General features: G+C 37.7%; 28 protein-coding genes. 7 read left to right on the forward strand and 21 right to left on the reverse strand.

The genetic code is table 11. The features are described from left to right. Positions 1-158: 158 nt before the first annotated feature. A complete protein-coding gene (locus D8M04_RS18700) occupies positions 159-1,286 on the forward strand; it encodes a trans-sulfuration enzyme family protein (protein WP_121524933.1) in 1,128 nt (375 codons plus the stop codon). A gap of 138 nt (positions 1,287-1,424) precedes the next feature. Here D8M04_RS18700 and D8M04_RS18705 read toward each other — a convergent pair whose 3' ends face one another. From D8M04_RS18705 to D8M04_RS18745, 9 genes are all read right to left on the reverse strand, one after another. Then, complete coding sequence (locus D8M04_RS18705; RefSeq protein WP_121524934.1) at positions 1,425-1,997, reverse strand: DUF2812 domain-containing protein; 573 nt, start codon at positions 1,995-1,997, stop codon at positions 1,425-1,427. Then, positions 1,981-2,286 (reverse strand): PadR family transcriptional regulator, encoded by a 306-nt coding sequence (locus D8M04_RS18710; RefSeq protein WP_222928602.1) that lies wholly within the window; start codon positions 2,284-2,286, stop codon positions 1,981-1,983. The genes D8M04_RS18705 and D8M04_RS18710 overlap by 17 nt, the downstream gene beginning before the upstream one ends. A 1,013-nt stretch (positions 2,287-3,299) precedes the next feature. Continuing rightward, positions 3,300-4,124, reverse strand: a complete 825-nt coding sequence (locus tag D8M04_RS18715; RefSeq protein WP_121524936.1) for an urease accessory protein UreD — start codon at positions 4,122-4,124, stop codon at positions 3,300-3,302. A gap of 2 nt (positions 4,125-4,126) precedes the next feature. After that, a complete protein-coding gene (ureG, locus tag D8M04_RS18720; protein WP_121524937.1) occupies positions 4,127-4,738 on the reverse strand; it encodes an urease accessory protein UreG in 612 nt (203 codons plus the stop codon). Positions 4,739-4,769: 31 nt separating this feature from the next. Next, positions 4,770-5,456 carry an urease accessory protein UreF gene (locus D8M04_RS18725; protein WP_121524938.1) on the reverse strand — a complete coding sequence of 229 codons (687 nt, stop codon included), beginning with the start codon at positions 5,454-5,456 and terminating at the stop codon, positions 4,770-4,772. Continuing rightward, a complete protein-coding gene (gene ureE, locus D8M04_RS18730; RefSeq protein WP_121524939.1) occupies positions 5,449-5,904 on the reverse strand; it encodes an urease accessory protein UreE in 456 nt (151 codons plus the stop codon). The genes D8M04_RS18725 and ureE overlap by 8 nt, the downstream gene beginning before the upstream one ends. A 10-nt stretch (positions 5,905-5,914) precedes the next feature. Next, positions 5,915-7,627 (reverse strand): urease subunit alpha, encoded by a 1,713-nt coding sequence (gene ureC / locus D8M04_RS18735; protein WP_121524940.1) that lies wholly within the window; start codon positions 7,625-7,627, stop codon positions 5,915-5,917. Beyond that, positions 7,624-7,947, reverse strand: coding sequence for an urease subunit beta (gene ureB, locus D8M04_RS18740; RefSeq protein WP_121524941.1), 324 nt, complete (start codon positions 7,945-7,947; stop codon positions 7,624-7,626). Before ureB ends, ureC begins: the two co-directional genes overlap by 4 nt. A 22-nt stretch (positions 7,948-7,969) precedes the next feature. Next, a complete protein-coding gene (locus tag D8M04_RS18745; RefSeq protein WP_121524942.1) occupies positions 7,970-8,272 on the reverse strand; it encodes an urease subunit gamma in 303 nt (100 codons plus the stop codon). A gap of 339 nt (positions 8,273-8,611) precedes the next feature. Here D8M04_RS18745 and D8M04_RS18750 point away from each other — a divergent pair, with 339 nt between their 5' ends. The 3 genes from D8M04_RS18750 to D8M04_RS18760 all read left to right on the forward strand — a co-directional run bounded on the left by D8M04_RS18750 (position 8,612) and on the right by D8M04_RS18760 (position 10,735). Then, positions 8,612-9,556: an urea transporter gene (locus D8M04_RS18750; RefSeq protein ID WP_246001345.1), complete on the forward strand. Its 945-nt coding sequence runs from the start codon at positions 8,612-8,614 to the stop codon at positions 9,554-9,556. A gap of 217 nt (positions 9,557-9,773) precedes the next feature. After that, positions 9,774-10,220 carry a hypothetical protein gene (locus D8M04_RS18755; RefSeq protein WP_121524943.1) on the forward strand — a complete coding sequence of 149 codons (447 nt, stop codon included), beginning with the start codon at positions 9,774-9,776 and terminating at the stop codon, positions 10,218-10,220. 320 nt (positions 10,221-10,540) lie between these two features. Then, a complete protein-coding gene (locus tag D8M04_RS18760; protein ID WP_121524944.1) occupies positions 10,541-10,735 on the forward strand; it encodes a hypothetical protein in 195 nt (64 codons plus the stop codon). A gap of 504 nt (positions 10,736-11,239) precedes the next feature. Here the strand turns inward: D8M04_RS18760 and D8M04_RS18765 are convergent. The 11 genes from D8M04_RS18765 to D8M04_RS18815 all read right to left on the reverse strand — a co-directional run bounded on the left by D8M04_RS18765 (position 11,240) and on the right by D8M04_RS18815 (position 21,625). After that, positions 11,240-11,491: a DUF1292 domain-containing protein gene (locus D8M04_RS18765; protein WP_121524945.1), complete on the reverse strand. Its 252-nt coding sequence runs from the start codon at positions 11,489-11,491 to the stop codon at positions 11,240-11,242. Between the two features lie 336 nt (positions 11,492-11,827). Further along, positions 11,828-12,259, reverse strand: coding sequence for a GNAT family N-acetyltransferase (locus tag D8M04_RS18770; protein ID WP_121524946.1), 432 nt, complete (start codon positions 12,257-12,259; stop codon positions 11,828-11,830). A gap of 170 nt (positions 12,260-12,429) precedes the next feature. Beyond that, positions 12,430-12,708: a hypothetical protein gene (locus tag D8M04_RS18775; protein ID WP_425464039.1), complete on the reverse strand. Its 279-nt coding sequence runs from the start codon at positions 12,706-12,708 to the stop codon at positions 12,430-12,432. Positions 12,709-12,808: 100 nt separating this feature from the next. Further along, on the reverse strand, positions 12,809-13,108 hold the full coding sequence (locus D8M04_RS18780; RefSeq protein WP_121524947.1) for a hypothetical protein: 300 nt from the start codon (positions 13,106-13,108) through the stop codon (positions 12,809-12,811). A gap of 95 nt (positions 13,109-13,203) precedes the next feature. Beyond that, positions 13,204-13,770, reverse strand: a complete 567-nt coding sequence (locus D8M04_RS18785; RefSeq protein WP_121524948.1) for a DUF7010 family protein — start codon at positions 13,768-13,770, stop codon at positions 13,204-13,206. A gap of 236 nt (positions 13,771-14,006) precedes the next feature. After that, on the reverse strand, positions 14,007-15,326 hold the full coding sequence (locus tag D8M04_RS18790; RefSeq protein WP_121524949.1) for a hemolysin family protein: 1,320 nt from the start codon (positions 15,324-15,326) through the stop codon (positions 14,007-14,009). A gap of 738 nt (positions 15,327-16,064) precedes the next feature. Then, positions 16,065-16,445, reverse strand: coding sequence for an iron chaperone (locus D8M04_RS18795; protein ID WP_121524950.1), 381 nt, complete (start codon positions 16,443-16,445; stop codon positions 16,065-16,067). A 219-nt stretch (positions 16,446-16,664) separates the two neighbouring features. Further along, positions 16,665-17,492, reverse strand: coding sequence for a hypothetical protein (locus tag D8M04_RS18800; RefSeq protein ID WP_121524951.1), 828 nt, complete (start codon positions 17,490-17,492; stop codon positions 16,665-16,667). Positions 17,493-17,690: 198 nt separating this feature from the next. Continuing rightward, entirely contained in the window at positions 17,691-18,998 is a 1,308-nt protein-coding gene (locus tag D8M04_RS18805) for a S8 family peptidase (RefSeq protein WP_121524952.1), read from the reverse strand. 276 nt (positions 18,999-19,274) lie between these two features. Next, complete coding sequence (locus tag D8M04_RS18810; RefSeq protein WP_121524953.1) at positions 19,275-20,243, reverse strand: bile acid:sodium symporter family protein; 969 nt, start codon at positions 20,241-20,243, stop codon at positions 19,275-19,277. An 11-nt stretch (positions 20,244-20,254) separates the two neighbouring features. After that, the gene (locus D8M04_RS18815) at positions 20,255-21,625 is read right to left on the reverse strand and encodes an FAD-binding oxidoreductase (RefSeq protein WP_121524954.1); all 1,371 of its coding nucleotides are present in this window, start codon (positions 21,623-21,625) and stop codon (positions 20,255-20,257) included. 323 nt (positions 21,626-21,948) lie between these two features. On the opposite strand from D8M04_RS18815, the gene D8M04_RS18820 reads away from it, so the two are divergent. Both D8M04_RS18820 and D8M04_RS18825 read left to right on the forward strand, forming a co-directional pair. Then, positions 21,949-23,199, forward strand: a complete 1,251-nt coding sequence (locus D8M04_RS18820; protein WP_121524955.1) for an amidohydrolase family protein — start codon at positions 21,949-21,951, stop codon at positions 23,197-23,199. A gap of 380 nt (positions 23,200-23,579) precedes the next feature. Next, complete coding sequence (locus D8M04_RS18825; RefSeq protein WP_121524956.1) at positions 23,580-24,209, forward strand: LysE family transporter; 630 nt, start codon at positions 23,580-23,582, stop codon at positions 24,207-24,209. Here D8M04_RS18825 and D8M04_RS18830 read toward each other — a convergent pair. Continuing rightward, positions 24,195-25,523, reverse strand: coding sequence for an amino acid permease (locus tag D8M04_RS18830; RefSeq protein ID WP_121524957.1), 1,329 nt, complete (start codon positions 25,521-25,523; stop codon positions 24,195-24,197). The two genes, D8M04_RS18825 and D8M04_RS18830, sit on opposite strands and share 15 nt — an antisense overlap. 256 nt (positions 25,524-25,779) lie before the next feature. On the opposite strand from D8M04_RS18830, the gene D8M04_RS18835 reads away from it, so the two are divergent. Further along, on the forward strand, positions 25,780-26,532 hold the full coding sequence (locus D8M04_RS18835) for a YqcI/YcgG family protein (protein WP_425464040.1): 753 nt from the start codon (positions 25,780-25,782) through the stop codon (positions 26,530-26,532). Positions 26,533-26,569: the final 37 nt, after the last annotated feature.

Genomic DNA, 26,569 nt, shown 5'->3' on the forward strand with positions numbered 1-26,569 from the left:
TTAATGAACCGTAATACTATTTTCCAGAGTTTACCATTTTAAGAGAGTAAAATATTTTAAAACATTCAATTAAACAGACCGTGATGCTACAATATATTCAATAGAATTATAGAATTTTAATTATAAGCACACGATCATTGAAAGCGAGGGGAATTTTTATGCGATTTGAAACAAAAGCTATTCACTCTGGGCGCAAAGTTGATAGATCAACTGGTGCTGTAACTACGCCAATCCATCTCTCTACGACATACGAACGTAATATAGATGGATCTTATACAGATGATTTTTTATATAGTCGAGGAGATAATCCGAATCGCCGTGCTCTGGAGGAGTGCCTTACATCGCTTGAGGATGGTCATGATTGTGTCACCTTCGCATCAGGAATGGCTGCAATTACGTCCGTAATCGAAGCGCTGCCTTCCGATAAACCACGTCGGGTTATTATGCCGGATGATATGTATTTCGGTATTCGTTCCCTTATTTCTGAAACCGATATTGGTTCAAAGTTTGACATGGTAATGGTCGACATGACAGATCTTCAAGAGGTTGAGAATGCAATTCAACATGCACCAACTGGTTTAGTTTGGATGGAGACGCCGTCTAATCCACTTGTGAAGGTAACGGATATTGAAGCTGTTTCCAAGATAGCCCAGGAGGCAGGAGCTTACACGGTAGTGGATAATACATGGCCAACTCCAGCTTTGCAGCGTCCCCTGACACTTGGTGTTGATTTTTCGCTTCATTCTGTGACGAAATATATCGGAGGCCATAGTGACTTAATGATTGGCGCTGTAGTTGCAAAATCAGATAGTCCAATGCTCGCCAATCTGCGTGCTTGGCAACATTCCAAAGGTGCTGTTCCTTCCCCTTTCGACTGCTGGCTTGCCCTGCGCGGAGTGCAATCACTGGCACCTCGGATGAGGGTCCATTGTTCCAATGCAGCAGAAATTGCAGATTTTTTAAATCACCACCCAAATGTAGAAGCCGTTCATTACCCAGGTCTAGCTCATCATCCCGGGTATGTGATTGCAGCACGGCAGATGAGTTCTTTCGGTGGGATGTTGTCATTTCAGGTGAAAGGTGGAGAGCGTGAGGCGATGGCTGTTACAGCAAAGCTCCGTTTGTTCACCCGTGCTACAAGCTTAGGTGGTACACACAGCTTAATCGAACATCGTGCTTCCGTTGAAGGTAGTGACACGATGGCTCCACCTAATTTATTACGAGTATCTGTTGGAATTGAGAATGTTGAAGATTTGAAAGAAGATTTAATACAAGCTCTGGAATAGATGATAAAGATTACATTCAGAGGGGTGATTCTTTTCCTCTCTGAATGCAAGTTAATAAAAAACAAAGTTATCCTGGTGATTTACCGACCATAACAGTTGGTTCATCTTTCACTAATGCAACCGGTACCTAATTAACTTCTATTCGACTTCTCTTGTCAGGAAAGACTTATAGACTTTTCTATGGCGGTAGTAATCTATCATGCATTTTATACTGAAAAACAATGTCATTATCCCTACTCCAAGAAAAGCAGATCTATCGTAAATTATATAAAGGACTATTAAAACAGCGAACATTAAAATACTTATGATTATATTTATAAGGGAAGAAGACATCCTTCGTCGCTCTCGTTCTCTATATGATTCCTGATCAGAAAAAATATCTCTTTGAGGATTAGTAGAGGTTGTATAGAAAATATGCTTAGAATACCAACTATTTTTTGAAAGTAAAGTCCAACCAGCATCCTCAAAAATACTTCTATACTCTTCAAACTCTCCCTTTTTATTTAAGTCACGAAAATCAATTTTGTAAATTATATTTTTTTGATTCTCACTTTTTACAGGTTCGAAAACATACTGACAGTCATCCACATCCTCTGAATCATAACTTTTAAGTATCCAACCTTCGTCTAACATACTTTGCAACCATTGTTCTTCCTTAGAAAAATCAGAAAACTGTTTTATCACCTTTTTTACCTTATTCTTTCTCGCCATTTTCAATCCCCCGCTGAATGATTTTTTTTGAAAGATTAATCATCCGGATATATCTTTCATATTCCCAATGGAGTACATCTTTTCCTTGTTCCGTAATACAATAGGTTTTCTTTTTACGATGTTCCTTTTCAACTGCTATTGTTTTTATCAACCCTTGCTTCTCTAAATTTTTTAATACTCCGTAAAGAGTCCCTGGTGCAATAATATACTTTCCTTCACTCGTATTTTCAATTTCTTTTATAATGCCATAACCATGTAGTGGTTCTTTAGAAAGAGCTAATAATATCAAATATGTAGATTCTGATAATGGATTTATAGAAGACACCTACCTTAATATATTGATAGTCGATATATCGATACTCATAATTTATACCACAATATATCGACTGTCAATATATTGGTGATAAAAATCACATAATAAATACATATTGATGCACTTGAATGATGCTAATGGGAATAAAAATAAACAGTTTGATGAAGTGGAAATTGCAGGAGTAATGCTGACTGGTTAAACACAAAATCTTAAAGCATTTTATCCGTGGTGCATCTGTAGGTACTACTGCGGAAATCTTCTCTTATTTAAAACCAGAGAAATAACAGGTTCTAAGTAAAACGTTCGTTTCTATCATACAGTTCTTAACCAATAGTGTATTAATAGAATTTCTAAAGAAACTTCGATGCTTTTTTACATACAATTTATTAATATTTAGTTGAAAATATCTGCACAAATAATAAAGAAAAACGATCAGCAAACCTTATTTAACAGGCACTTGCTGATCGCTTTATTATCTAGTTATTTTACTGTCCAGTAGTATCCTGTCTCGGTATAATAATCCTTGCCATTTTCATCGCGAACCAGGATATTGATGGAATACGTTCCATTCGGTAACCCTTAAAAAGAGCTTTTTAGTTTGGCTTGCGATAGGATGTTGGATTAAACGAAGAAAAGTAAGTTCCATCACATTTCTCCCCTGTTCATTTGTTTTATTGATTTATTAAAGAGGCTGGGACAAAAGTGTTTTATCAAAAGAAAAATCCGAACGATGCTTAGTGGAGAAATACCGTTCCGGAAATATACTTCGCTTTCCGCGGGCAACGTCTCAGCCTCGGGCCAACAGGATGTTGGTCACAAAGGCGTTGCCACAGGACGGGGCGTTCTTAGCCTTTGTTCCTTTGCACTTCCTGCGGGGTCTTCGCTTGTTGCTTTTCCCGCAGGAGTCTACGTATATTTCCTCCACTAACTTGGTGCTTCGTTCGTCTTTTTGATTAAAACATTTAGTTATGTCCCAGCCACTTTGAACATTAATATTTTCTTAGAAAGCTCGGGGTTTTGTTAAACCATTCCTGACTAATTATATGATGAAAATTGGAAAATATTTTTTCTATCGTTTGTGTGTTATTTGCCAACACCCGAACGGTGAATCCCTGGATTGGCAAAGATGACAACCCCACTTTACATTCCTCCGTGTGGGTATCGACATCCTGGTATAACATATCAAGAAAATCTTGATTTGATTTTTCGTTAATCACAATCATGGACCCTAAATGGGAATATCCTTCCATCAAGCCAAGCTCCCCCATATTCTGTAAAGCTGGATTAAGCTTAATATGGTCATATACCACCAATTCGTTTTCCATATAAATTTCATTGATTAACTGTAGACTATTATAACTAAACTTATCCCCGTCAGGAGACCATCCTGGAGTAATAATATCCGCGTAAAGAAGATTGGCTCCTTTCTCCATATGTATTATATTTTTTTGTTTATACTTTGCATCACGATAACCAATCAGTGGATCGGGGATATACTCAAGGCAGCTGCCTTCCTTAAGTATAATTTCCGTTTCCTGGTAGGCATGTCGATTAGGTGTCTTATATATTTTCGTTGCCGACTGTGTTGTTAAGATTAGCCTTGCTTGCTTCTCCAACGAAATCTTCATTTGATAACGGTCCCCATCTAAATAGCCACCGCCTGGATTTAAAATATAATAGCAGACTTGACCTGATTCATCATGATAGATGGGACGCATCACTTTAAATGCCCCTTGGAAATATACCCTCTTAGCAACGGTCCTTCCATTTCTTTCTTCAGTATCTAAATGCAGAACTCCGGTCCAGTCTTGCATTTTTATACCAACCCTTTTAAAAGAGCATTCTTCTTGAGCCAATCAATGACCTGGTCAAGGCCTTCATTGGTTTTTAAATTAGTGAAGAAAAATGGTTTATCGCCGCGGAACACCTTTGTATCGGATGCCATAATATCTAGATTTGCTCCGACTAAAGGGGCCAAATCTGTTTTATTGATAATAAACAGGTCAGACTTAATCATCCCTTGTCCACCTTTACGGGGGATTTTTTCTCCCTGGGCAACATCAATAATATAGATGGAAAAGTCAACGAGTTCTGGACTGAATGTCGCAGCTAAATTATCTCCTCCACTTTCTACAAAAATAAGCTCTACATCAGGATGTCTCTTAATTAATTCTTCAATTGCTGCGGAGTTCATGGAAGTATCCTCCCGTATGGCCGTATGAGGACACCCGCCTGTTTCTACACCAATGATGCGGTCCTCCGAAAGCACACCGTTCTTCATCAGGAACTTTGCATCTTCTTTCGTATAGATGTCGTTTGTTATAGCCGCCATGCTAATATCATCTTGCATATGGCGAGTTAACTTTTCTACTAACGCGGTTTTTCCTGCTCCTACAGGCCCCCCAACACCAATTTTAATAGGTTCCATTAATACACTTCCTTTCAGTGATTCATAAACTTTAAGACATGAAAATACGAACATTCACACGTTCATGCTGCATTTGTGATAGTTCCAGGCCGGGAGAGACAATGCCAAAGTCTTCTTCATCCATTGCCATTACCTTGGCAGTGGCCTCTGTTAAAACTTCTTGAAACCCCTGGATGATTTTCTGTCCTGCTGTCTGTCCCAATGGTATGGCCCGAACTGCATTTTGTACAAGGCTCAAAACAGACGAATATAAATAATACAAAATAACGGTAGATACGGACACACCAAGATGATGGCCCACAATTGTAAATACAACCGATGGATGTCCAAAAGATCGGTTTTGTCTGATGCGCTCGCTATACTCAAATAGAACCGGTATTTCGTAAAGATTTTTTACGAGTTTTAACATTCGGTCTCCCACCATTTGGGTGCCATCTCTCGTTTCCCGTGGCAGATTCTGCATGGTCAGCATCCGGTCTAACTTCCATACCTTTTGATAATCTTCCTTTTCCAGTGCTTCGTATACAAGACGGCAGGCAAGTCCATCTGAATACACGAGCTGCTCAGTTACATACACACGCAACCAATGTAATAATGATTCTTGGTCATGAACTTTATCTGCTTGAATATAAGTCTCCAGCCCATACGAATGACTAAACGCCCCTGTCGGAAAGTTGGAATCGCATAGCTGTAATAATGAAAGCGTATTTCTATCCATGGCTGTGCCCGATATGGCGAAAGGCCTTATTCACTTTCCGCTCTTCACGTTTATAAGGAATCTGAAGCTCTTGTAATAATTCCTCTACAAGATAATCATACTGAACAAGCATTTCATCCCCCTCAAATTGAGCGGGTAAATGACGATTGCCCAACTGGTGGGCAATCGTCCCCATTTCATTTATGTTGCGTGGTTGAATCACGATCAAATCATCGGACAGTACATCGATCATAATAATATTATTTTCATCCATATATAAAACATCACCAGCGACAAGATCACGGGATTCTTTTAATCGAATTCCAATTTCCTTGCCATGATCTGTTTTCACCCTTTGAATCCGTTTCATCAAATGAGCACTTTCAAGGTAAACTTTTTCAATATGGCGTTTTTCAATCTCTTCTTTCCCCATATTTTCAATATTTGTTATGATTTGTTCAACTATCAATACCTTCACCTCAGAATAGGAAATATCGTTGTCCCATTGGCACCTGATCAACAGGATCACAGGTAATTAACTCGCCGTTCACTTTTACTTCATAGGTTTGCGGATCAACGGTGATTTCAGGAGTTTCCGAATTCAGCTTCATATCTTTCTTTGTCAGTTTCCGGATACCGCCAACTGGAAGTATCATTTTTTGCAGTCCAAGCTTCTCATGCACTTTCTCATCAAACGCGGCTTGAGAGATAAACGTAATCGATGATTTAGGTAAAGCTTTTCCTACTTGGGCATACATCGGACGATAAATCACTGGCTGTGGAGTCGGGATAGATGCATTTGCATCGCCCATCAAGCTTTCTACAGCAAATCCATTTTTCAGAACCATCTCCGGTTTCACCCCGAAGAAAGCCGGATTCCAAACTACAAGATCGGCAATTTTCCCGACTTCGATGGATCCGACATACTCGGAAATTCCATGCGTGATGGCAGGGTTAATCGTATATTTGGCCACATAACGCTTCGCTCGATTATTATCAGCAAGCTCGCTGTCGCCTTCCATTGTTCCTCTTTGCTTTTTCATTTTGTCGGCCACTTGCCACGTCCGTAAAATAACTTCACCAATTCGCCCCATCGCCTGTGCATCTGAGCTAGTCATGCTGAATACACCCATATCTTGGAGTATATCCTCCGCTGCAATTGTTTCACGTCTAATACGCGAATCGGCAAAGGCAAGATCCTCTGGAATAGATGGGTTTAAGTGATGACATACCATCAGCATATCTAAATGCTCATCCACTGTATTCACTGTGTAAGGCAGGGTCGGGTTTGTTGAAGACGGAAGAATATTCATATAACTGGCTGATTTAATTAAATCCGGTGCATGTCCTCCCCCTGCTCCTTCTGTATGGTACATATGGAGGACACGGTCTTTAATTGCTGCCATTGTATTTTCCATAAATCCAGCTTCATTCAACGTATCTGCATGGAGTGCCACCTGTACATCATATTTATCAGCGACTCTTAATGCGTGGTCAAGAGCAGATGGCGTTGCTCCCCAGTCTTCATGAACTTTTAAACCGATAGCACCAGCGCGCACTTGTTCTGCTAATGGCTCTTCGGCAGCCGCTTGTCCTTTAACTGTAAATCCGACATTTATTGGCATCCCTTCCGATGCTTCAAGCATTCGGTGCATATGCCATTCACCGGGAGTAACTGTTGTCGCTTTTGAACCCGCAGCCGGGCCTGTTCCTCCGCCAATTAGCGTTGTAAGACCAGCAGTTAAGGCTGTTCTAATCTGTGTAGGATTAATAAAATGAACGTGCGTGTCAATTCCCCCAGCTGTTACAATCATTCCTTCACCAGCTATAATTTCCGTACTAGCTCCAATTACAATATCTACGTTATCCATGATCAACGGGTTTCCGGCTTTTCCGATTCCGGCAATTTTGCCGTCACGAATGCCGATGTCCGCTTTATAAATACCTGTATAGTCCAAAATGACAGCATTGGTAATGACTACGTCTGCAATCCCATCTCCTCGCGTTACTAATGGGTGTTGCCCCATTCCGTCACGGATTACCTTCCCACCGCCAAATACCACTTCATCACCATATGTAGTATGGTCCTTCTCAACTTGAATGATCAAATTTGTGTCTGCTAGACGAATAGAATCTCCTGTTGTCGGCCCGTACATTTGAGCATATTGTTTTCTTGTCATTTTGAAACTCATTTACTAGCCCCCTTTTCTACTGAGCCATCTACTTTATTATTGAATCCATAGACACGGCGTTCTCCTGCATAATCAACCAGTTCGACTTCCTTTTCATCCCCGGGTTCAAAACGTACTGCTGCCCCCGCAGGGATATTCAGCCTTTTACCGAGTGCTTGATTTCTATCAAATTGAAGGGCTTCATTGACTTCATAAAAGTGGAAATGTGACCCTACTTGAACAGGACGGTCTCCTGTATTTATCACCGTTAATTTGGAAGCTGCCCTTCCAACATTACAAATGATATCTTCTTCTTTCAAAAATAATTGTCCTGGTTGCATTGAAATAGCCTCCTGTCTTTTTTTATTTAATTGGACTATGTACGGTCACAAGTTTCGTCCCATCAGGAAATGTGGCTTCCACTTGAATGTCATCGAGAATTTCCGGAACTCCATCCATTACATCTTCACTTGTCAATATAGTTGTTCCGTATTCCATCAATTCTGCGACCGTTTTCCCATCCCGCGCACCCTCTAGCACTTCATAGGTTAAAAGCGCAACGGCTTCTGGATAATTCAATTTCAATCCTCTTTCTCTTCTCCTTCTAGCGAGATCAGCAGCAACAACAATTACGAGCTTGTCTATCTCACGTGGTGATAATTGCATGAAATCCCTCCTTGATCACATAATCGACTTTATTTTGCTTTAAACCTTAGTATGTTGTCCCGTTTTTCCCTAATTTAAACAAGTGATTTTCCTAAGATTTCCAAATCACGAACAGTCCCCATTCAAACAAATGCTTTCTCCTAAAAAATTTGTTTTTAAGTAAATTAATATTTAAATTTCATCGTATTTTGCCGACTGGAAGGAGCCACAATACAAATAACATACATTCCAAGATATAAAAGTTAATTGTATTATCTACTTGATAAGAAGGTATGCTAACGAGAAAGTAACCATCGCCACTCAGTTGTAAATAATAGAAAATTCGAAAGGAGGTTTATTTTGTATTACACCAATAACAAGCCATCGAACCAAAGAAGATTATTCTCCTTCCTGACAACAGTTCTAAAGGGCATTTCCCAAGTCATGCTTATTGAAAATGCTCTTTCTGGGCTTATCATACTCGTTGCCATAACAACCTTTTCTTATTCTTTAGGAATCATCGCTCTTTTATCATCCTTAGTTGGCACTATAGCCGCAAAGATAGGAGGCGCTGAGGAACAAATTATTAAACGGGGGCTGTTCGGTTACAATTCCGTGTTGACGGGAATGGCGCTGAACTTATTCCTAACAGGGCCATATCATTGGATCATTGCCCTTGTTGCGGCAGCAATGGCTGCATTTCTAACAGCTGCCATTTTGCATGTGATGAAAGACTCGGAAATCCCTGTGCTTACTTTTCCTTTTATCATCCTGACATGGTTCACATTGCTCACTTCCTACCATCTGAATGTTTTTCACATATCTTCAGATCTGGTCCCTCAGGATCTATCTCGTTCAGAATTGGATATAACTGGAATTATTAATTGGTCAGAAGTTCCATTTAATGGAATTGGACAGATTTTCTTCATTCACAGCACCCTATCAGGGATTCTGCTTTTTATTGCGGTCTTTTTGGCTGGATGGAAACTCGGCCTTTATGCTGTATTTGGAAATGCAATCGCCATGTTGACATCGTATTTCCTTGGAGGAGGATCTTATCCGATTAATCTGGGACTTTATGGATATAATGCTATTTTGGCCATTTTAGCTGTGTCTATTGTTTTTAAAACGGCTCAAAACCGCTTTGCTTTATTTTCCGGTATTATCGCAAGTTGTTTGACAGTCCCACTCACAGCCAGTGTAACTACTTGGCTTCTGCCATATGGACTTCCTGCTTTGACTATGCCTTTCGTTCTTAGTACATGGCTTTTCCTAGGGGCTAGAAAAGTTCTAAAGAACCTATAAATCCAATAAACCCGCTTCCTTTGGATGCGGGTTTATTGGAGATCTTTATACACCGTCCCTCTACTAGTAAAAAAAAGCCAAACAAAGGTAAAAATTACTTTGTAAAAGAATTAACTTTATTTATAATTTTTATCTGGCAGACAAAATGATTCATTAGTCATTTTTTCTAAGATTTTGGACATCCTCTTAATATGCAATTCACTAAGGAGGAAAGAAAATGACGAAAGAAAATGAAGAGAAACTGGAAATTATGAATTTTGAATTTGGGCAAATACTTAGTGACCACCCAGTACATGAGAGACATGAATTCTCTTTTACTGTTGATGAAAATGAGTTTAAAGGTCATTTTCACGAGGGTGAGATTAAGTGGATGCATCCATATCCAAGACAAATACTAAATGAGGAAAAAGAAGCTAAAATCGAAAATAAAATCCGCGAACTGTTGGGACAACATGGTATTTCCAATACGATTCATGACATTGAGATGGAACAAGCGTTTGAAGACAGACCACACGAACGCCGACAAGTCACTCTTAAAGTGCAGGGACACGAGTTCAAAGGGTTTGTTCACGAAGGAGATATCCATTGGTTTCATCCTCAACCAAATCAAAAGCTAAAAGAAGAGCATGTTGAAGCGATTGAAACAGAGATTCTTGGAAAATGAGGGATATTTTCACAATGTGGTAACGTAAAAAATTGACAGTCTACAACCTTAAAACAGTTGCCTTTTAGGTAGTGGATTGTTTCCAAAAATAAAATGTTATTCATTAAAATGCCAAAAACCAGCACTAATGATCTAAATAGCGCAGGGATTTTTGGCATATTTAATGGACTTAGAGAAAAGCTATTTGGCTCGAAGAAAGATCGATGTATCGAACTACTTAACAAATTGTACCAAAAATAATCATTTTCTAAGAGATTCATTTATTTTAGATTAACTGTTCATACTAAATTATAAAATAACTGTTATAAGAAGGAGATTATATGCCAAATCAAAAAAATAATCGCCATGCAATCCCACATAAAAATCAAGTTAATCAATTAAATAAAGAAAATAATCCATACGGCATACTTAAACAAGTATTTGAAGTGGATACAGATGTCAATGAGGACCCAAATCGGGAAAGACTTTTGGATGAATCAGTCGATGCTTTTATAGAATCGAAAGAAGAACAGTAATATAAGTACAGTAAGTGCGTTTCCTCATGCTATGTTTTACTAGTTATTTACCTAAGCACTAAATATTACTGGTTAATTGAATGGAAACCACTTTTTTCTGTTGTATTCTAAATTTTAAATTTCATACAAAACCACAGTTGGATAAATGGTTGATTCGGAAGACGTAATACCAAATAAATAAATAGAACAGTTATTCTAGGATTAGCTAGGAAGTTATTTGGTCTGAAAAGTGGAGTTTAACAACTCGTCTTTTCTAATAAAGATTAGAAAAAGACTGTCAAATAGACAGCCTTCCTTACTTATAAAAATATATGGCCCTCTTTAAATCGTTATCATCCATCCTCGTCATACTACTTGTTATAACACCTATATTTAAGGGCTACTGGTTTTAAGGAGAAGCCTTCATTTAACTATTATTGCTAAAGGATATACTACCTTCAGAAATCCTCTATAACGTTTACAAGAATGAAATTTATGCCCCACATTTCACACTCAGAGGCGGCTTTAGTCTGCCGGATTTGCTTCTACTGCAATTTGGTATGCATCCAATAAAGATTGGCTTACTGACGCATTATCCACGCCCACTAAATACTGTTCATCATTTTCTTCTTCAATCTTCATCAAAAGTGATTCATCGTCTTTTCGTATCAGTGCATAATCTTTACCATCTGCTTCAAATAATGCTTCTATAAAATATTCCTTTTCTATTCCGTTTTCATCCACAATTGTAATAGTATCTCTTACATTTATAGGCATTCCGCTACCTCCTTTAAAATGTTTGAAAAGTATTTTACTTGGTAAGAATTGTCAAAGCTTCAGCAGCAATAACATTAAAATTTGGTCAAAGTAGTTAAGATAAAGTCTAATTTAGACCTAATCCTTAGTAAGTTAACCATCTAGAGATGTTTGTATGCTTTTTTATGCGATATGAAACAAACGGGCGCTTCATACCAAGATAAAGATTGAGAAATACATTTTTTACTACAATAAAGAATTAAAGTAAAATTGTCTGGTTTAAGCCCGTTACAATACCGAACTCAAACCAGACAAACAGCAGCATAATTAAAACTAATCTGTACATTCAAACGACCATTAATCCTTTTCCCATCCCATTAAAAACTCTTCCTCGGCGGTCTGTTCATCTAATGATTCTTTTTTTATTACAAAACCATTTTCCAAATAAAAGTTAACGGCTTTATTATTTTTCTTATATACCTTTAATTGTATATTTTTCCTTCTTCTTTTTATAAAATTTAACAATTCCTTTCCGTATCCTTCACCTTGGTGCTTAATATCAAGGAATAATGCAGCCAAATAATTATCTACCATGGATACGAATCCCACAATATCATTGTTATTACTTATAACATAGTTTTCAGAAATTGGAAGATACTTTTCTTCCATCTCCTTTTGTTGTGACTTCCAATAATCCCTATCAATAAAGTTGTGTGCTATTAAGGAACCTTCGTACCAGATTTCTACTAATTTATTTACTTCTGTTTCCTTGTTTAATCTAATTTTCACGTTGTCATCCCTTCAAAATATCGGACATATGAGTCATTATTCAAAGGACGATTTTCAACTCCCTCTGTTTTTTCACAAATGCTAACCTGTCCCGCTAGTACAATAACTTCTATGCAAAATATTGTTACTGAATTAACGAACCTTTAGTTTAGTAACAATTAATAAAATTTTTAGGGTTCACTAATTCCCATTGCAAGAAGTAAGAGATAAGCGACAACTAAAACGAATCCATTCCCTATTAATCCTACAATTAAAAAAATAAGGCGTTTGGACATTTTCCAAGAGAGTATGGCAAACAAAACGCCAAGTACTGACAGAATGGTAAAGACGATAATAATAAAGTAAATGTCGGCATTTGGCCCTCTTTCGATATAGAAAAATATGATATTTATGATTACGGTTAACATAGGTATGACACCTATCATATTCCCTACTTTTTTCTTATCCAAAAAACCAACTCCTATTTCCACACTTATCTTGTCTAAGTGATTAAACCAGTTACATATATTCAAAGAGAGAGTGCATATCCTTCTTTTGAAATGGCAACCTTTAACTTAACAAGGAACTTATTGCAAATGGCAAGATGATTAATAATATAGAACTTAAAATAAGTGTCCCTGTAACAGACTTTGGAAGTTTAGCTTTCCCTTTTCCTTTATACCATCCTGAGAATTGCAACTTATTCCTATACAAAACAAAAAGAAGAATGAATATGGCAATTCCACTTAGCCAAGAATAAGATTCAGTTGTTTCATTGATTGTATAAACATTTCCTATAACTCCCCACCCTAATGCACCAAGTACCATAAAAATAATTATTATTCGGAATAATTCTAAAGATGTTCTCATTTTAATCTCCCACCCTATATGCATATTCTTGCTATTCTTATGACTTTATTTAAATAACCCTTTTATATAAACGAAATTCTAAATGTATTAAAGCACTAGGCTAATTTAGTATCCTCATTCCTTTTTGACTTTATTGCATTCTCTTTCGTTAACCAAACGCATGTTACGAAATAAACGCCCGACATTACAAAAGGAAAAATAGTAAATAAGTGATCCGTTAGCACGAAGCCAAAAACTGTGGCAATGGCAATAATTGCTACTGTCTGAAAGATATAGGCTTTACTCTTATAAACCCAGGCAAACGGGAAAAAGTGTGCTCCTGTTAAAATCCCCACATAAAACGGTAGCATTTGTGGTTCATCAACAAAGATTACCATTAAGAGGGGAGTGAAAAACAGTTGCATACAACCAAGCATTCCTGGAAGAGCTGATAACGGGTTATCTTTTACAACCATATCAATTTTCATCATTTTTGACAGAAGCATTCCAAGCGGAAATATAATTGATATTCCGATAAATACTAATAACCCATGCAATTTAATGTGCATCTCAAAAAAACTTAATAATCCGATAATAAACCAAAAAAGCACCCCTATAATAATCATTGGTAAACCTCTTTTTGTCTTGTTGATTAAATCATATTGCATTTCCAAAAGTCCCAAACAAATCTCCCCTATTTTTCATAAATTTTTTATCCATTAACCTGCCCCATTAGTTCGATATCTCTTTACCTAAAAATAATACCACAATATTCCAAACTGTTTCTGAATTTTTCCAGAAATAAAAAGCAATCAAATTGTATGATCACCTTGTTGGACTCTTGCACCCCTTAGTTTTAGTAATTTACACACAATATATATTAGTAAAAATTCATGTAACATACTACCCCTTTGGTTACTTAATCTTCCTTAGACAGTAGATTATCTTTTTTATCTAATTGTTTTGCTTCGATTAATTTTATTTGATAACCGTTTACTTTTTTAACTGTAAACAGATAGTTATCATATTCAATAGTCGTTCCCACCTGTACCTCAGCTTGCTGGTTGAAAGCCCAACCACCAATTGTATCGAGTTCTTCATCGTCAATTTCCGTACCAAGTAATTCATTTGTATCTTTAATGAGTAGCTTACCATTTAGTAAAAAGGTGTCTTTATTTGTCCGTTGAAACATTGGCTTCTCATCTATATCAAGTTCGTCATGAATATCCCCAAATATTTCCTCAATAATATCTTCAACCGTAAGAAGTCCAGCAGTTCCACCGTACTCATCCACAACAATCGCCATATAACTATGTTCTTTTTGCATTTTTTTTAATACTTCATTAACTGGTATACTTTCGGCAACGTGAACGATTGGTTTTATATATTCTTTATAATCTTCTTTCTGACTTTCATTAAGAAAGTCGTGAAACAACTCTTTCGTGTTTATAACCCCGATGATTCGATCCTTATCTTCCTCCGCAACAGGGTATCTTGTATATTTCTCCTTTTTTAAGATGTCTACATTTTCTTCGTACGTATTATCGTTATATATACAGACAATTTCTGTTCTTGGCACCATAACTTCCTTTGCGACTCGTTCATCAAAATCGAAAACATTATTTAAATACCCAATTTCAGTTGAGCTAATTTCACCGCTTTTGTAGCTAGTAGATAAAATAGAGCGAACTTCCTCCTCTGAGTAGACTTCTCCACTTTCCGTTGCAGGAGGCAACCCAAACAAACCAACTAAAAAACGTGAAGCTCCATTTAAAGCCCAAATGAACGGATACATAATCTTATTAAATATAATTAATACTGGAGATACCAAAAGGCTGACAGCTTCTGTCTTTTGGATGGAAAACGATTTCGGTGCCAGTTCGCCAATTACCACATGCAAGAATGTAATAATACCAAATCCGACGATAAAAGATAGCGTAGATATAATCACCTCTGAAAGCCCGAGTGAAGCAAAAACTGGCTCGATAAGATGTGCAACAGCTGGCTCCCCAAGCCATCCAATACCGAGTGATGTAACTGTTATACCTAATTGACAAGCGGCCAAATATCCATCTAAGTCACTGATTACTTTATCAACTGCTCTTGCCCCGGGTTTACCCTGTGCTACTAATTGATCAACCTTAGACCTCCTCATTCTTACAATTGCGAACTCTGCTGCAACGAAAAACGACGATATTAAAATTAAAATAGCAACCATGGTTAAATTAAATATATCCAAACTATTCCTTACACTAATATGTAAGGATTTCACCTCCGAAAATTTATTTATCCTAGTAGATCAAAAGTGAATATTCTTTTTTTCCTTATCTTAAGTTGTACCCCAAATACAAGCCATAGTAACAGATAATAAAAAAATCTACTCTCCAAAGACGCACCGAATTAATAAGGTTAATTAATGCTCTTTCTTAATACGTTGATGTCGTTCAGCTTTGATGGTTTCTTTTTTTCTTTAAAAGGGATTCCAGTCTTCTTCCTTAAATTACCATTTATTGGGTATATCCGTTAGTAACCACTTTTTAAAATTCCTTAATAATTTAGCTTAACACCTAACTATTTGTTTAGCTAAGTCCATTCATAATTGAATTTTATACTTGGTTTTTATACCTTTTATTAATTGTCAGACTTCCTCTATAATGAGCAAATCTATATTATAGATTATGAAACTTTATTTAATACAAAGGAGTTTAAAAAAAACAGCAAAAGCGAGCATCAACACTCACTTTTACTGTTATACTAGTACACCCTTTTAGCTAACTTGTATCAACCCTGGCTCTGCCTTTTATAAATAACTCCTCGCCATTTCTACAGCACTTTCTGCATTAATATTCCCCCAAATGTTATTTAGCATAGCCTAAGAACTTGCCTTTAAAATACATTTTCACATCATTTGGACTGAGGTCGGGATTTATATTAGAGCAATTCGTTGCCATGGATGTACCGTTCAACGCATCAGAATTTATTTAACCTTATCCTGTGCTTTCTTCTTATTCTCTACAACTCTGAATTTTACTATCTTGCTAATAAGTTCTTTTGGCAGTGGCTTTGTAAAAGGTAAATGTATGGAACTTTTGGTTCCTTTATACTGTGACACTTCTTCTTTAAACGCATTTATTCCACTCGGAGTTGGATAGAATCCTATATGATTCTTCCATGCGCCAAAATATACTAAAGACCCATGTAGTGAATATGCTGGCATTCCGTAGCTTATTGTTTCCTTCGCTTCTGGTGCTACCTCTTTGATAACTAATCTTAATTCCTGAAGTGTGTTCTGAACCTCTACAGGAAACTGCCTAATGTATTCGTCAACATTTTGAAATTTAACGTTATCTTTTCCCATAGTCTTTTCCTTTCAAATTTAAAATCATATTTTATATTTTAGATTTTTTCTTATTCAAGAATCTATACTCATTAGTTTAAGTGAAAAAATCACAAATTCCATCTATTACTCTAAGCACCTTGTTAACCCACCGCGATGCATTTCATGTTGGCCATCATTGTAGAAAAGGCGCCATCTTAAAGAAAAGCTCCTTTTTGCTCAAAATAATTATAGTCTCTATTAGATAGTTTCACTATTCTTTTTAAGCCAAGTGATTGCAATGAAGTAACCAATAATAGGTGATATCCCATATCCCATGATCGGCATAGGAAAATCACCTAAGAAAGTGACAACCATCGTCAGTAGAAAATAAACTCCTAATGATAAAGAAATGGGATTCATTTTACCGTAAGAGAAGAATGGAATGATTAATAAGACTAGAGATAAAATGCCTAATAGGAGCCAGACATTTCCTAAGTCTGCAACTAAAAAGATGATCTCTTCTACATATGGAACCGGTGCTAAATCATCGAGAAAAACCCATGATACAATCACCAATGCTGTCATGAATATAAAGCTTAAAGCTTTCATCGTCCAATGACGAATCGTCTTCCACATCATTATGAAAGCAGCACATGCAAATGCAGTTAATTGACCTGCATCTGGCTGTAATAATAATATGATTAGGATGAGAAAGGTTAGTCCTATAGCATACTGTTTACGATTGTTTAACACTAATGTCCAATATTGAATCAAAATGAAAGGCAAAATGATACTTGCTATGTAGATACTAATAGGTCCTAATGTGACCCATCGATGAACACCATCTATGCCAGCAAACCCAAATGGCAATACCAATAAAGCTATGAGAACAATGGAAAGAGCCAAATTTCCTCTATCTACATTTTCTTTCTTTCGCTTTAGATATATAGAGCCCACAACCGTCCCTATTATCCAGATGAGTATGTTCTGTACCCAAATAGCTGGTGACACACCAAAAGATACCATTGCAATGGTTCCTATAATAATGGCAGGGACCATAACAAAATAAGAATTAAAATACTTCATGTTCCTATTTCCTTTTTTATAATTATTTATTACCCTGAAAGATTATATCATATAAAAATCATCAGCAACGGACTTAACTTATCATGTTCAAACCGTTATTCTAAATAGGGAACTTCATTCCATAGCTACAAAGAGATTAAAAAAAAAGCAAAAGAGAGTATGATTACCCTCTTTTGCTGTTTATACTAGTACGTTCCCTTAACCTTCCTGCACTAACTCAGGCTCTGCTTTCCGCAAATAATCCTTTGCCATCATCACAGCGCTTTCTGCGTGAATATTCCCCCACACTTCATTTAGCGTAGGCTCAGAACTGGCCTTTAAAATACTTTTCACATCATTTGGACTGAGGTCAGGATTTACTTCCAACATAAGAGCAACGACACCTGCACAAATCGGCGTTGCCATGGATGTACCAGAAAGCTGGACATAATTCCCGTCAACAATTTGTTCTGGCAATTGGGATTCGAGTGCTGACCCTGGTGCCAATGGCGCAATAATATTGGTACCAGGTGCATATATATCTGGTTTTACAAATTTATCGAGGCTTGGTCCTCTGCTTGAATAGTCTGCAATAGCATCATCTGTACGATCTAGCGTGTTTTTGTCATCAGTAGACCCGACAGTAATAATAAATGGATTAATAGCTGGTGTGCTAATCGTAGATGGAGAAGGTCCGCTATTACCTGCTGCAGCACAAACAACAATGCCTTGATGCCATGCTTCTTGGACAGCCACTGATAATGGATCATCTCTAAACGATTCCACAGCAGGAGCACCAAGGGAAAGGGAAATAATCCCAATGTTATACTCCGCTTTGTGATTCAAGCACCATTCGATACTTTCAATAATGGTGGATAATCTGCCGCTTCCATTCTCGTCCAGCACCTTTAATCCGATAATGGAAGCATCTGGGGCCGTCCCCATATACTGACCATCTGACAGATGCCCACTTCCTGCAGCATCTCCAGCACAATGGGTGCCATGTCCGTTATCATCATAGGGCTCTGTTCTTCCATTAATAAAATCATGAAACGCAACGATGCGATTGGATGTTGCCGTGAAGTCTTCATGTGGGTGAACTCCTGTATCGATGACGGCAATCGTGACTCCCTTGCCAGTTACATCAAGCGTTTGATGAACCTTTCGCGCACCGATTTGCTCGCAGGAAACATCTAAAAAAGCCGTCACCTTTCTATCATAGAAGATACGATCGACAGCTTCGTGGTCTTTGATTTCTTTTAGCATTCCAGGTGTTAAATGTCCTTTTACACCATTAACGATGGGAATTTTTTGTTCCAGTTTATTGTGGGAATCTACATTACAAGCTTTTAGAAGGTCGATTTTCTTTTCTTTTTCACAGCTCTTTTTCAAATATACAATGACGGGGATTTGATTGATACTACTTTCATTGAAGTCGTTCTTACGATTTTTCCATAATTGTTCCACTAGGCCGGGGTCAAATTTCCTTCCAGTCTCTTCAAACCAAACTTTTTTTCTTTCAGTCAATACTTTCTCCTCCTTTAGGTATTAGATAAACCTTCATTTCATAAGAGGCTCTAGTTGACTTTAAAAGAATTCCTGTTGTACAAAGCTTATCAAGCTATAGACTAGGAAACAATCAGACCACCTAACTATTTTTAATTAAATTTTGTAATATTCTGGATAATTTTATCTAGTATTTTTCAGTAAATAGAAAACTTGTAAATAAAAGAGCATTCTCCATAAGTACATAGGAGAATGCTCCACTTATCTATCTTGATTTACATACTTTGAAAAATATGGCTACTCATTAATAACTTTCTTTTCTACCTTATTTGACGTAGTTGGAACAGCCTTGTTTGCCCAAAACGTAGCTAATATTGGGCCAGAGATATTATGCCAAATCGCTCCCCATACACTTGGAAGGGCTGCGAGCGGGCTGAAATGGGCCGTTGCCAAAGCAACACCTAAGCCAGAGTTTTGCATGCCAACCTCTATGGAAATCGCTCTACGGTCATTTTCAGTTAGTCCCATCATCAACGCAGCTAAGTAGCCAAGCAATAAACCAAATCCGTTATGCAAGAAAACAGCGATAAATACAAGGAACCCAGCTGTTACAACATTCCCAGCATTCGCAGCAGTTACGGCAGATACAATAATAAGAATAGCAACTACAGATATCAACGGAACAACCGTTACTCCCTTTTCAACTGCAGCGGGGAAGAGTTTCTGTATGATAAATCCTAGAATAATCGGAAATATGATTACTTGAATAATCGACATAAACATGGCTAGCGGATCAACCGGCAACCACTGTCCCGCAAGTAAATAAAGTAATAAAGGTGTCATGATCGGTGCCAGCATTGTTGATAGAGAAGTCATTGCAACAGATAAAGCAACATTTCCCTTAGCTAAGTAAACCATTACGTTGGATGCTGTCCCACCCGGAACACATCCTAGTAAAACCAGTCCAGCTGCAAGCTCTGGTGGGAGTCGTAGTAAATAGGCAAGGCCAAATGCTACAAGCGGCATGATCGTATATTGTGCACATATACCAACGATTGCTGGTAAGGGGTTTGTAAATACCAATTTAAAATCAACTGGCTTTAAAGTTAGCCCCATACCAAACATAACAATACCTAATAATATGGTAATATAGCCGCCAAAAACTATAAAAGCGGAAGGAACTAGAAAGGCAATAACCGCAGCAAGAATAACTAAAAGCGCAAAATATTTTCCGGCAAGAACACTTAACTTTTCTAAGGTTTTCATATGTTAGTCTCCTATTCCATATCTACAATTTTATTTGGATTTAAGATGTTATTTGGGTCAAGCGCTTTTTTAATTTGCTTCATTATCTGCAGTGCTGCCCCGTGCTCCAGCTGCTGATATTGTTTTTTCCCAACACCTACACCATGCTCACCGGTACATGTTCCACCACGTTCTAATGCATAGAGGACCACTTTTTCATTAAACTCTTTTGCTTTTTGTACTTCTTCTGTATTTGTCATATCAATCATAATTAGTCCATGAAAGTTACCATCACCAACATGACCGAGAAGGCCACCTGGAACTCCTAATTTATCTAATTCCGCCCTAGCATAAATGATTGCATTTGCTAACTCAGAAATAGGTACGGCTACATCTGTCAGCATCATCTTCTTGCCAACATGGCCATGAATATAGGCATAAGCTACATTGTGGCGTGCGTCCCATAAATGATTTCTGGCTTTCGTATCTGTTTCAAAGATAAATTCCTGACAATCATGATCCTTCATGATCTCTTTTGTGAAATCAACATCTGCCTGAAGACCAGCTTGGTTTCCATGGAATTCTAAGAAAAGTGTTGGTTCTATCGGATAATTTGTTTCACTGAATTTATTAATTTGGATAACCGTAGCCTCATCTACAAATTCAACCCGGGCAATCGGTATACCAGCATTTAAAATAGCAGTAACCGCATCAATTGCTTGGGTGAAAGTTGGGAACGTTGCACGAGCAGCAACAATATGCTCGGGAATGCCATATACTTGTAAGGTTAACTCTGTAAAGCAGCCAAGAGTACCCTCAGAGCCAACGAATAATCCATTTAAGTGATAACCCGAAGCAGATTTTGCTGCTAAGCTTCCCGTATGAATGACACTTCCATTAGCAAGAACCACTTCCATATCTCGAACCTGATCGCGCATCACCCCATATTTGACCGATGTCGTTCCGCTGGCATTGGTTGCTGCCATTCCTCCAAGCGTTGCATTGGCACCAGGATCAACTGGGAAAAATAAACCATACTTTTTGAGCTCTTTATTAAGCTGCTCTCTAGTCACACCAGGCTGAACGGTAACAAGCAGGTCGTTTTCCTTTATTTCAATAATCTTATTCATTAATGAGAAATCAACCGTCATCCCATTCTGATATGGAATGACATGCCCTTCTAAGCTTGACCCCACTCCAAACGGCGTTACTGGAGTCTTAAACTCCTGAGCAACCTTCATAATATGACTTACATCCTCTGTGGATTTAGGGAAAACAACGATATCTGGAAGACTTGTCTCGTGGTAGGTTTCATCCCTGCTATGTAATTCTCTTACCGTTTGATTGGTCGTAACTTGCTCATCTGCTAGTTTACTTTTTAATGCATTTAGTATGGATTCCATGTCTCTGCCCCTCTTCACTCGTAGCTTCTAAATGATTTCTGATTTGTTTAACTTATAATAATATTGTTCTAATTGCAATTTATACTTATTATAATCTATTTTTTGATTAATTCAATAATTTTAGTGAAATTATAGGTGGAGAGCATTTTCGAAAATTCATAAGCCCTATGCAAATGTTCAATACATATGGACCATTTGTATTTTTTAGTAAATTTTCGATGCAATTGTTATAATAGTAATATGTCACACCTAATATTGATGCTATTTACATGGACTTGACAGTCAAAGCGTGAATTCTAACAAAGTAAAGGAGTCATGTATATATGAAAAAATTTATTAACGCGACAATATATGGGAATCCAGAATCTCACGAGATTATAGTAGAGAACGATCAATTTAAAGCAATTGGGAATGATTTAGGAGATGCTGATGAAGTAATTGATTTACAAGGCCGTTTAGTATTACCTCCTTATGTTGACCCCCATTTACACTTAGATTATATCTTTTCTGGGTTAGGAGAAGGAAATGCAAATGTTTCAGGTACATTATTTGAAGGGATACAGCGCTGGAGTGACAATAAGAAATCGCTAACAGAAGAAATCGTACGTGAGCGTGCAATTAAAGGGATCCAAAAAGAATTAAGTAAGGGGGTCCAATTCATTCGTACCCATGTAGATATTACCGATCCGAACTTGACCGGAATGAAAGCCTTAATTAAACTGCGTGAGGAATTGAAGGATATCGTTACACTACAGCTTGTAGCATTTCCCCAGGAAGGATTCTTTAGATATAAGGGTGCCGAACGTTTAATGGAAGAAGCACTTGAAATGGGGGCTGACGTAGCCGGAGGAATTCCTCACTTCGAAATTTCGTATGAACATGGTGTAGAGTCATTAAGACGTATTGTAGATATGGCGATAAAATATAATGTGATGATTGATATTCACTGCGATGAAAACGATGATCCGAATAGTCGTTTCTTAGAAGTGTTAAATGCACTTGTTATGGAAAAGGAATATGGTGAATATACTACAGCAAGCCATACATGCAGCTTTGGTTCCGTGGAAAACAGTTATGCAAATAAAATGTTAGGTTTATTTAGAGAATCTAAAATCAACTTTATTTCCTGTCCAACAGAAAATGCACACCTGCAAGGTCGTGGCGACAGTTATCCTAAACGTCGTGGTTTAACACGAGTGAAAGAGTTACTAAATAACGGAAATAACGTTGCCTTTGCCCAAGATTCCATTGCGGATTATTGGTATCCATTAGGGAATGGAAATATGATGAACATTTTAGACAACGGAATCCATTTAGCTCATTATACTCACATTGATGAAATCAATAAGGCGTTTGATTTGATTACTTACCACGGTGCAAATATTATGAGAGTGAACGATGAGTATGGCATTGAAGCAGGGAAACCAGCTAACTTTATCGTTTTAGATGCAAAAGATGCTTATGAAGCAATTCGTGAGCGTGCAGAAGTACTCGCCTCCATTCGCAATGGTGAATATCTGTTTAAACGTGAACCACGGAAAAATGAAATAGAAGTAGATTTCTTAAAATTATAATATCAAGCCTAAGCTTTTACTCTCCTAAAGTGGAAAGCAATTTTATTCAAGCTAAAAAAATTCCCCCTCATGAACGTTCTCTTTCAACGTTTATGAGGGGTATTTCTTTATAAGGCAGCTAGTTTTTATGTTTTAATACCGCCGGAATTTATAGTTATCGACCTTCCGTTACCTGACTGTAAGCTATAAGACTGGCACAGCATCTCATTTTCGAAAGGTTATTTATTTTTCTCCGCAATATTAGTCCATTGCTCAACTCTTGGGTTAAACATTTTTGTTACGTTCCAGCCTCATAATCAAATTTCCTCTTTTTAGTAGTACAAGCCCCTCTCTGTGAATACAAATAAAATATCCCAGGAATATATAAAGGAGTGTTCACATTGAGTATCTTTCTCAGCTATTTCCTCTTAGGCTTATCACTTGCAGCACCAATTGGTCCTGTTAATGCTGCCCAGTTAGACAGGGGAATTAAAGAGGGGTTTTTCCCTGCTTGGTTCGTTGGGCTTGGATCTATTATTGCGGATATATTTTATATGTTTATCGTTTATTTAGGGATTGTTCATATCGTAGAAATAACCTTTGTTAAAACATTCTTATGGTTATTTGGAGGATTTGTCTTAATTTATACGGGAATGGAAAGTATCCTGAGCTCTAAAGAAATAAGAGCTAATCTGGAAAGAAAAAAAGAACCTCTACATAAATCTTTCCTTGCAGGGTTCCTCATTTCCATTTCTAATCCCTTAACCATCCTGTTTTGGGTGGGGATCTATGGTTCGGTACTCGCAAAAACGGCAACAACTTACGGACCACAAGCCCTAATTCTTTATAGCTTTGCGATCTTTATCGGATTATTCACTTGGGACATATCCATGGCTGCCGTTTCAAGCGGTTTCAGGAAAATCCTAAATGAACAAGTACTGAAAGGAATTGCACTCCTATCCGGCTTATCACTCATTGGATTTGGGATCTACTTTGGCTGGCAGGGAATTTTATTATTAAGAGAGTTTTAATGCTTTCTTTTTCCACTTTTTATTCATAAAATATGCGACGATTCCAATCAGACCCACAATCCCTAAACTAATAAAAAGCCCAGGACGATTAGTTCCATCAAGCATGGTACCACTTACACCTGCTGCCAATAATGCAATCCCAAGATAATACTTCATCCGTTCTTTTAGATTTATATCATCGAGCTTTCTTGCAGATAAAATAATCATTAACCAGTTATATAGGAGCATTAACCCAGCCGCTGTCGTGACATAGGTATATATTTTTCCCGGTAGTACCAGCGACATGATGATGGACCCAGCAATTCCTATTATTAGTAAACCAAGGGATGGAAGGGATACAGCTAATTTCCCTTTCTTGGAAAATATAGCTGGAGCATCCTGCCCTTCAGACAATGACTGCAGAATGCTTGTGACGCCATAGAATGAAGCTACCATAGTCGAGAAACCGGCAATAATTAGTGCCCCATTAAAAATATGAGGAACAAACCCTAATTCGAAGTCCTTTAATGCATCAATAAAGGGGCTTTTTTCCGTGTTCACGGCGTGCCATGGCATAAGTACTAGAGCAAAGGTCAAGGCGATGGTGTAAATGGTGACAATGGTCAAAATCATTATTTTCCCTGCTTTGGGAGCTTCATTTGGATGTTTTAACTGAATGGCCATAAGTCCCATTACCTCAATGCCTCCAAATGTATAGAAGGCAAAAATCAGACAAGACCATAACCCGATCCAGCCTGCAGGGAAGAATTCATTCAGGCTTTTTGGAATATGTAATTCTTTCACCCCATCCAATAACCCAAATACAAATGCAGCAGCGATGATAATGAACATAAGAATAGCAGCAATCTTCATGACCGCAAAAATATTCTCGATCTTGCTAAGCTTTTTTGCACCTACTAATAACACGAGAAGACCCAGCACCGCGTACCCAATTGCAAATAACCATAGTGGAATGCTGGGAAACCAAAGACGAGAGAATATAGACAACGCGGTTAGCTGACTGCCCATAATTAATATCTCTGAAAACCAGTACATCCACCCGACACTAAACCCAGCCCACCGACCATATGCTTGCTTGGCATAGGTCCTGAAACCACCTGTCTCCGGATTACTTGCTGTTAATTTAGCTAAGGCATCAAAAACAATATAGGTGGCAAGTCCAGCCAAAATAATGGCTAGCACAAAGGAAGGACCACCTTGACTAATACCAATACTAGTTCCCAGGAAAAAGCCTGTACCAATCGTACAGCCTACTCCAAATAAAGATAAATGCCACCACTTCATATTCCTCTCTTCCTGTTTGGACTGTCCCATAATGTTCCTCCTTATAGATTCGCCATTTAGAAATTTTCATTATAATAAGGGAGTTAATTTATAAAGAGGTCACTAAAAGAGCCAACCTGAAGTCTGTAAGCGATACCTTTCCTGATTGAATGGAAAAGATCATTAACTACAGTATGTTCTACAATTTTCTTCTTATTCCTTACTAACAAGCCCATTATTCATTCAATAAATCACCAAATGCCCACTAGGCTGAATACAGTATAGGGAGCCTATGGAGGTGGTTCGATTGAATCCTTTATATCAGGACAGTCCAGCTAATCGAAATGGATTAAATGAATGGAAAAGAGTTTTAATAGAAAAATTCGAAAAGAAAATGACAAATAGAGGAAATCCATTCCCTTGTATCCCTGCTACAATCGGTTTCTCAACGAATCAATTACGATACGGCTTTGTTGGTGATCCTAGGAAGGAAGCAACGGTTAGAGAATTAGCGGATATATTAAGGGATTACACAGAAAGCTCACATGCATTTGGGGACTATACTTCGCTGATTGTTTTTTATCAATTACCGGATGATATTAAAAAGACATATTCTGTCGAGGATTATGAGCAGTTATTCTGGCAACAGCTAAGCCAAATAGCTGCTAAAGATGAATTGCCATGGCCGGAGGATATTCCTGTTGAAGCTCATCACCCCATTTGGGAATACTGCTTTCACAGTGAACGATATTTCATGTACTGTGCAACACCAGCACATAAGCATCGGCAGAGCCGACACTTTGATACCATGATGCTTGCCATTACCCCAAGATGGGTCTTGGAGAGTTTTAATAAAGTAGAAAGCAGGACGGAGAAAATAAAAAAACGGATTAGGCAACGAATAACGAACTATGATTCTATTGAGGTCCATCCTGAGTTAAATAGTTACGGGAAAGAAGATAATTACGAGTGGAAGCAGTACTTTTTACGAGATGATGACTCAGCTGCAGTACAGTGCCCCTTTCATCGTAAAAATACAGCTAGCAGCCTTTATGATTGAAGGCTGCTAGCTGTCTACTGTGTACCTGTTCCCCATG

Source organism: Oceanobacillus piezotolerans, from assembly GCF_003665065.1.
Classification (GTDB): domain Bacteria; phylum Bacillota; class Bacilli; order Bacillales; family Amphibacillaceae; genus Oceanobacillus; species Oceanobacillus piezotolerans.

Bases quoted from the DNA above. Each gene is read 5' to 3' on its own strand.
- D8M04_RS18705 (WP_121524934.1), bottom strand. From the start codon at position 1,997: ATGGCGAGAAAGAATAAGGTAAAAAAGGTGATAAAACAGTTTTCTGAT.
- ureG (WP_121524937.1), bottom strand. From the start codon at position 4,738: ATGGAACCTATTAAAATTGGTGTTGGGGGGCCTGTAGGAGCAGGAAAA.
- D8M04_RS18820 (WP_121524955.1), top strand. From the start codon at position 21,949: ATGAAAAAATTTATTAACGCGACAATATATGGGAATCCAGAATCTCAC.
- D8M04_RS18815 (WP_121524954.1), bottom strand. From the start codon at position 21,625: ATGGAATCCATACTAAATGCATTAAAAAGTAAACTAGCAGATGAGCAA.
- D8M04_RS18780 (WP_121524947.1), bottom strand. From the start codon at position 13,108: ATGAGAACATCTTTAGAATTATTCCGAATAATAATTATTTTTATGGTA.
- D8M04_RS18800 (WP_121524951.1), bottom strand. From the start codon at position 17,492: ATGAAGTATTTTAATTCTTATTTTGTTATGGTCCCTGCCATTATTATA.
- D8M04_RS18745 (WP_121524942.1), bottom strand. From the start codon at position 8,272: ATGCAATTATCACCACGTGAGATAGACAAGCTCGTAATTGTTGTTGCT.
- ureB (WP_121524941.1), bottom strand. From the start codon at position 7,947: ATGCAACCAGGACAATTATTTTTGAAAGAAGAAGATATCATTTGTAAT.
- D8M04_RS18765 (WP_121524945.1), bottom strand. From the start codon at position 11,491: ATGCCTATAAATGTAAGAGATACTATTACAATTGTGGATGAAAACGGA.
- D8M04_RS18760 (WP_121524944.1), top strand. From the start codon at position 10,541: ATGCCAAATCAAAAAAATAATCGCCATGCAATCCCACATAAAAATCAA.
- D8M04_RS18700 (WP_121524933.1), top strand. From the start codon at position 159: ATGCGATTTGAAACAAAAGCTATTCACTCTGGGCGCAAAGTTGATAGA.
- D8M04_RS18795 (WP_121524950.1), bottom strand. From the start codon at position 16,445: ATGGGAAAAGATAACGTTAAATTTCAAAATGTTGACGAATACATTAGG.
- D8M04_RS18755 (WP_121524943.1), top strand. From the start codon at position 9,774: ATGACGAAAGAAAATGAAGAGAAACTGGAAATTATGAATTTTGAATTT.
- D8M04_RS18725 (WP_121524938.1), bottom strand. From the start codon at position 5,456: ATGGATAGAAATACGCTTTCATTATTACAGCTATGCGATTCCAACTTT.
- D8M04_RS18810 (WP_121524953.1), bottom strand. From the start codon at position 20,243: ATGAAAACCTTAGAAAAGTTAAGTGTTCTTGCCGGAAAATATTTTGCG.
- D8M04_RS18830 (WP_121524957.1), bottom strand. From the start codon at position 25,523: ATGGGACAGTCCAAACAGGAAGAGAGGAATATGAAGTGGTGGCATTTA.
- ureC (WP_121524940.1), bottom strand. From the start codon at position 7,627: ATGAGTTTCAAAATGACAAGAAAACAATATGCTCAAATGTACGGGCCG.
- D8M04_RS18715 (WP_121524936.1), bottom strand. From the start codon at position 4,124: ATGCAAGACTGGACCGGAGTTCTGCATTTAGATACTGAAGAAAGAAAT.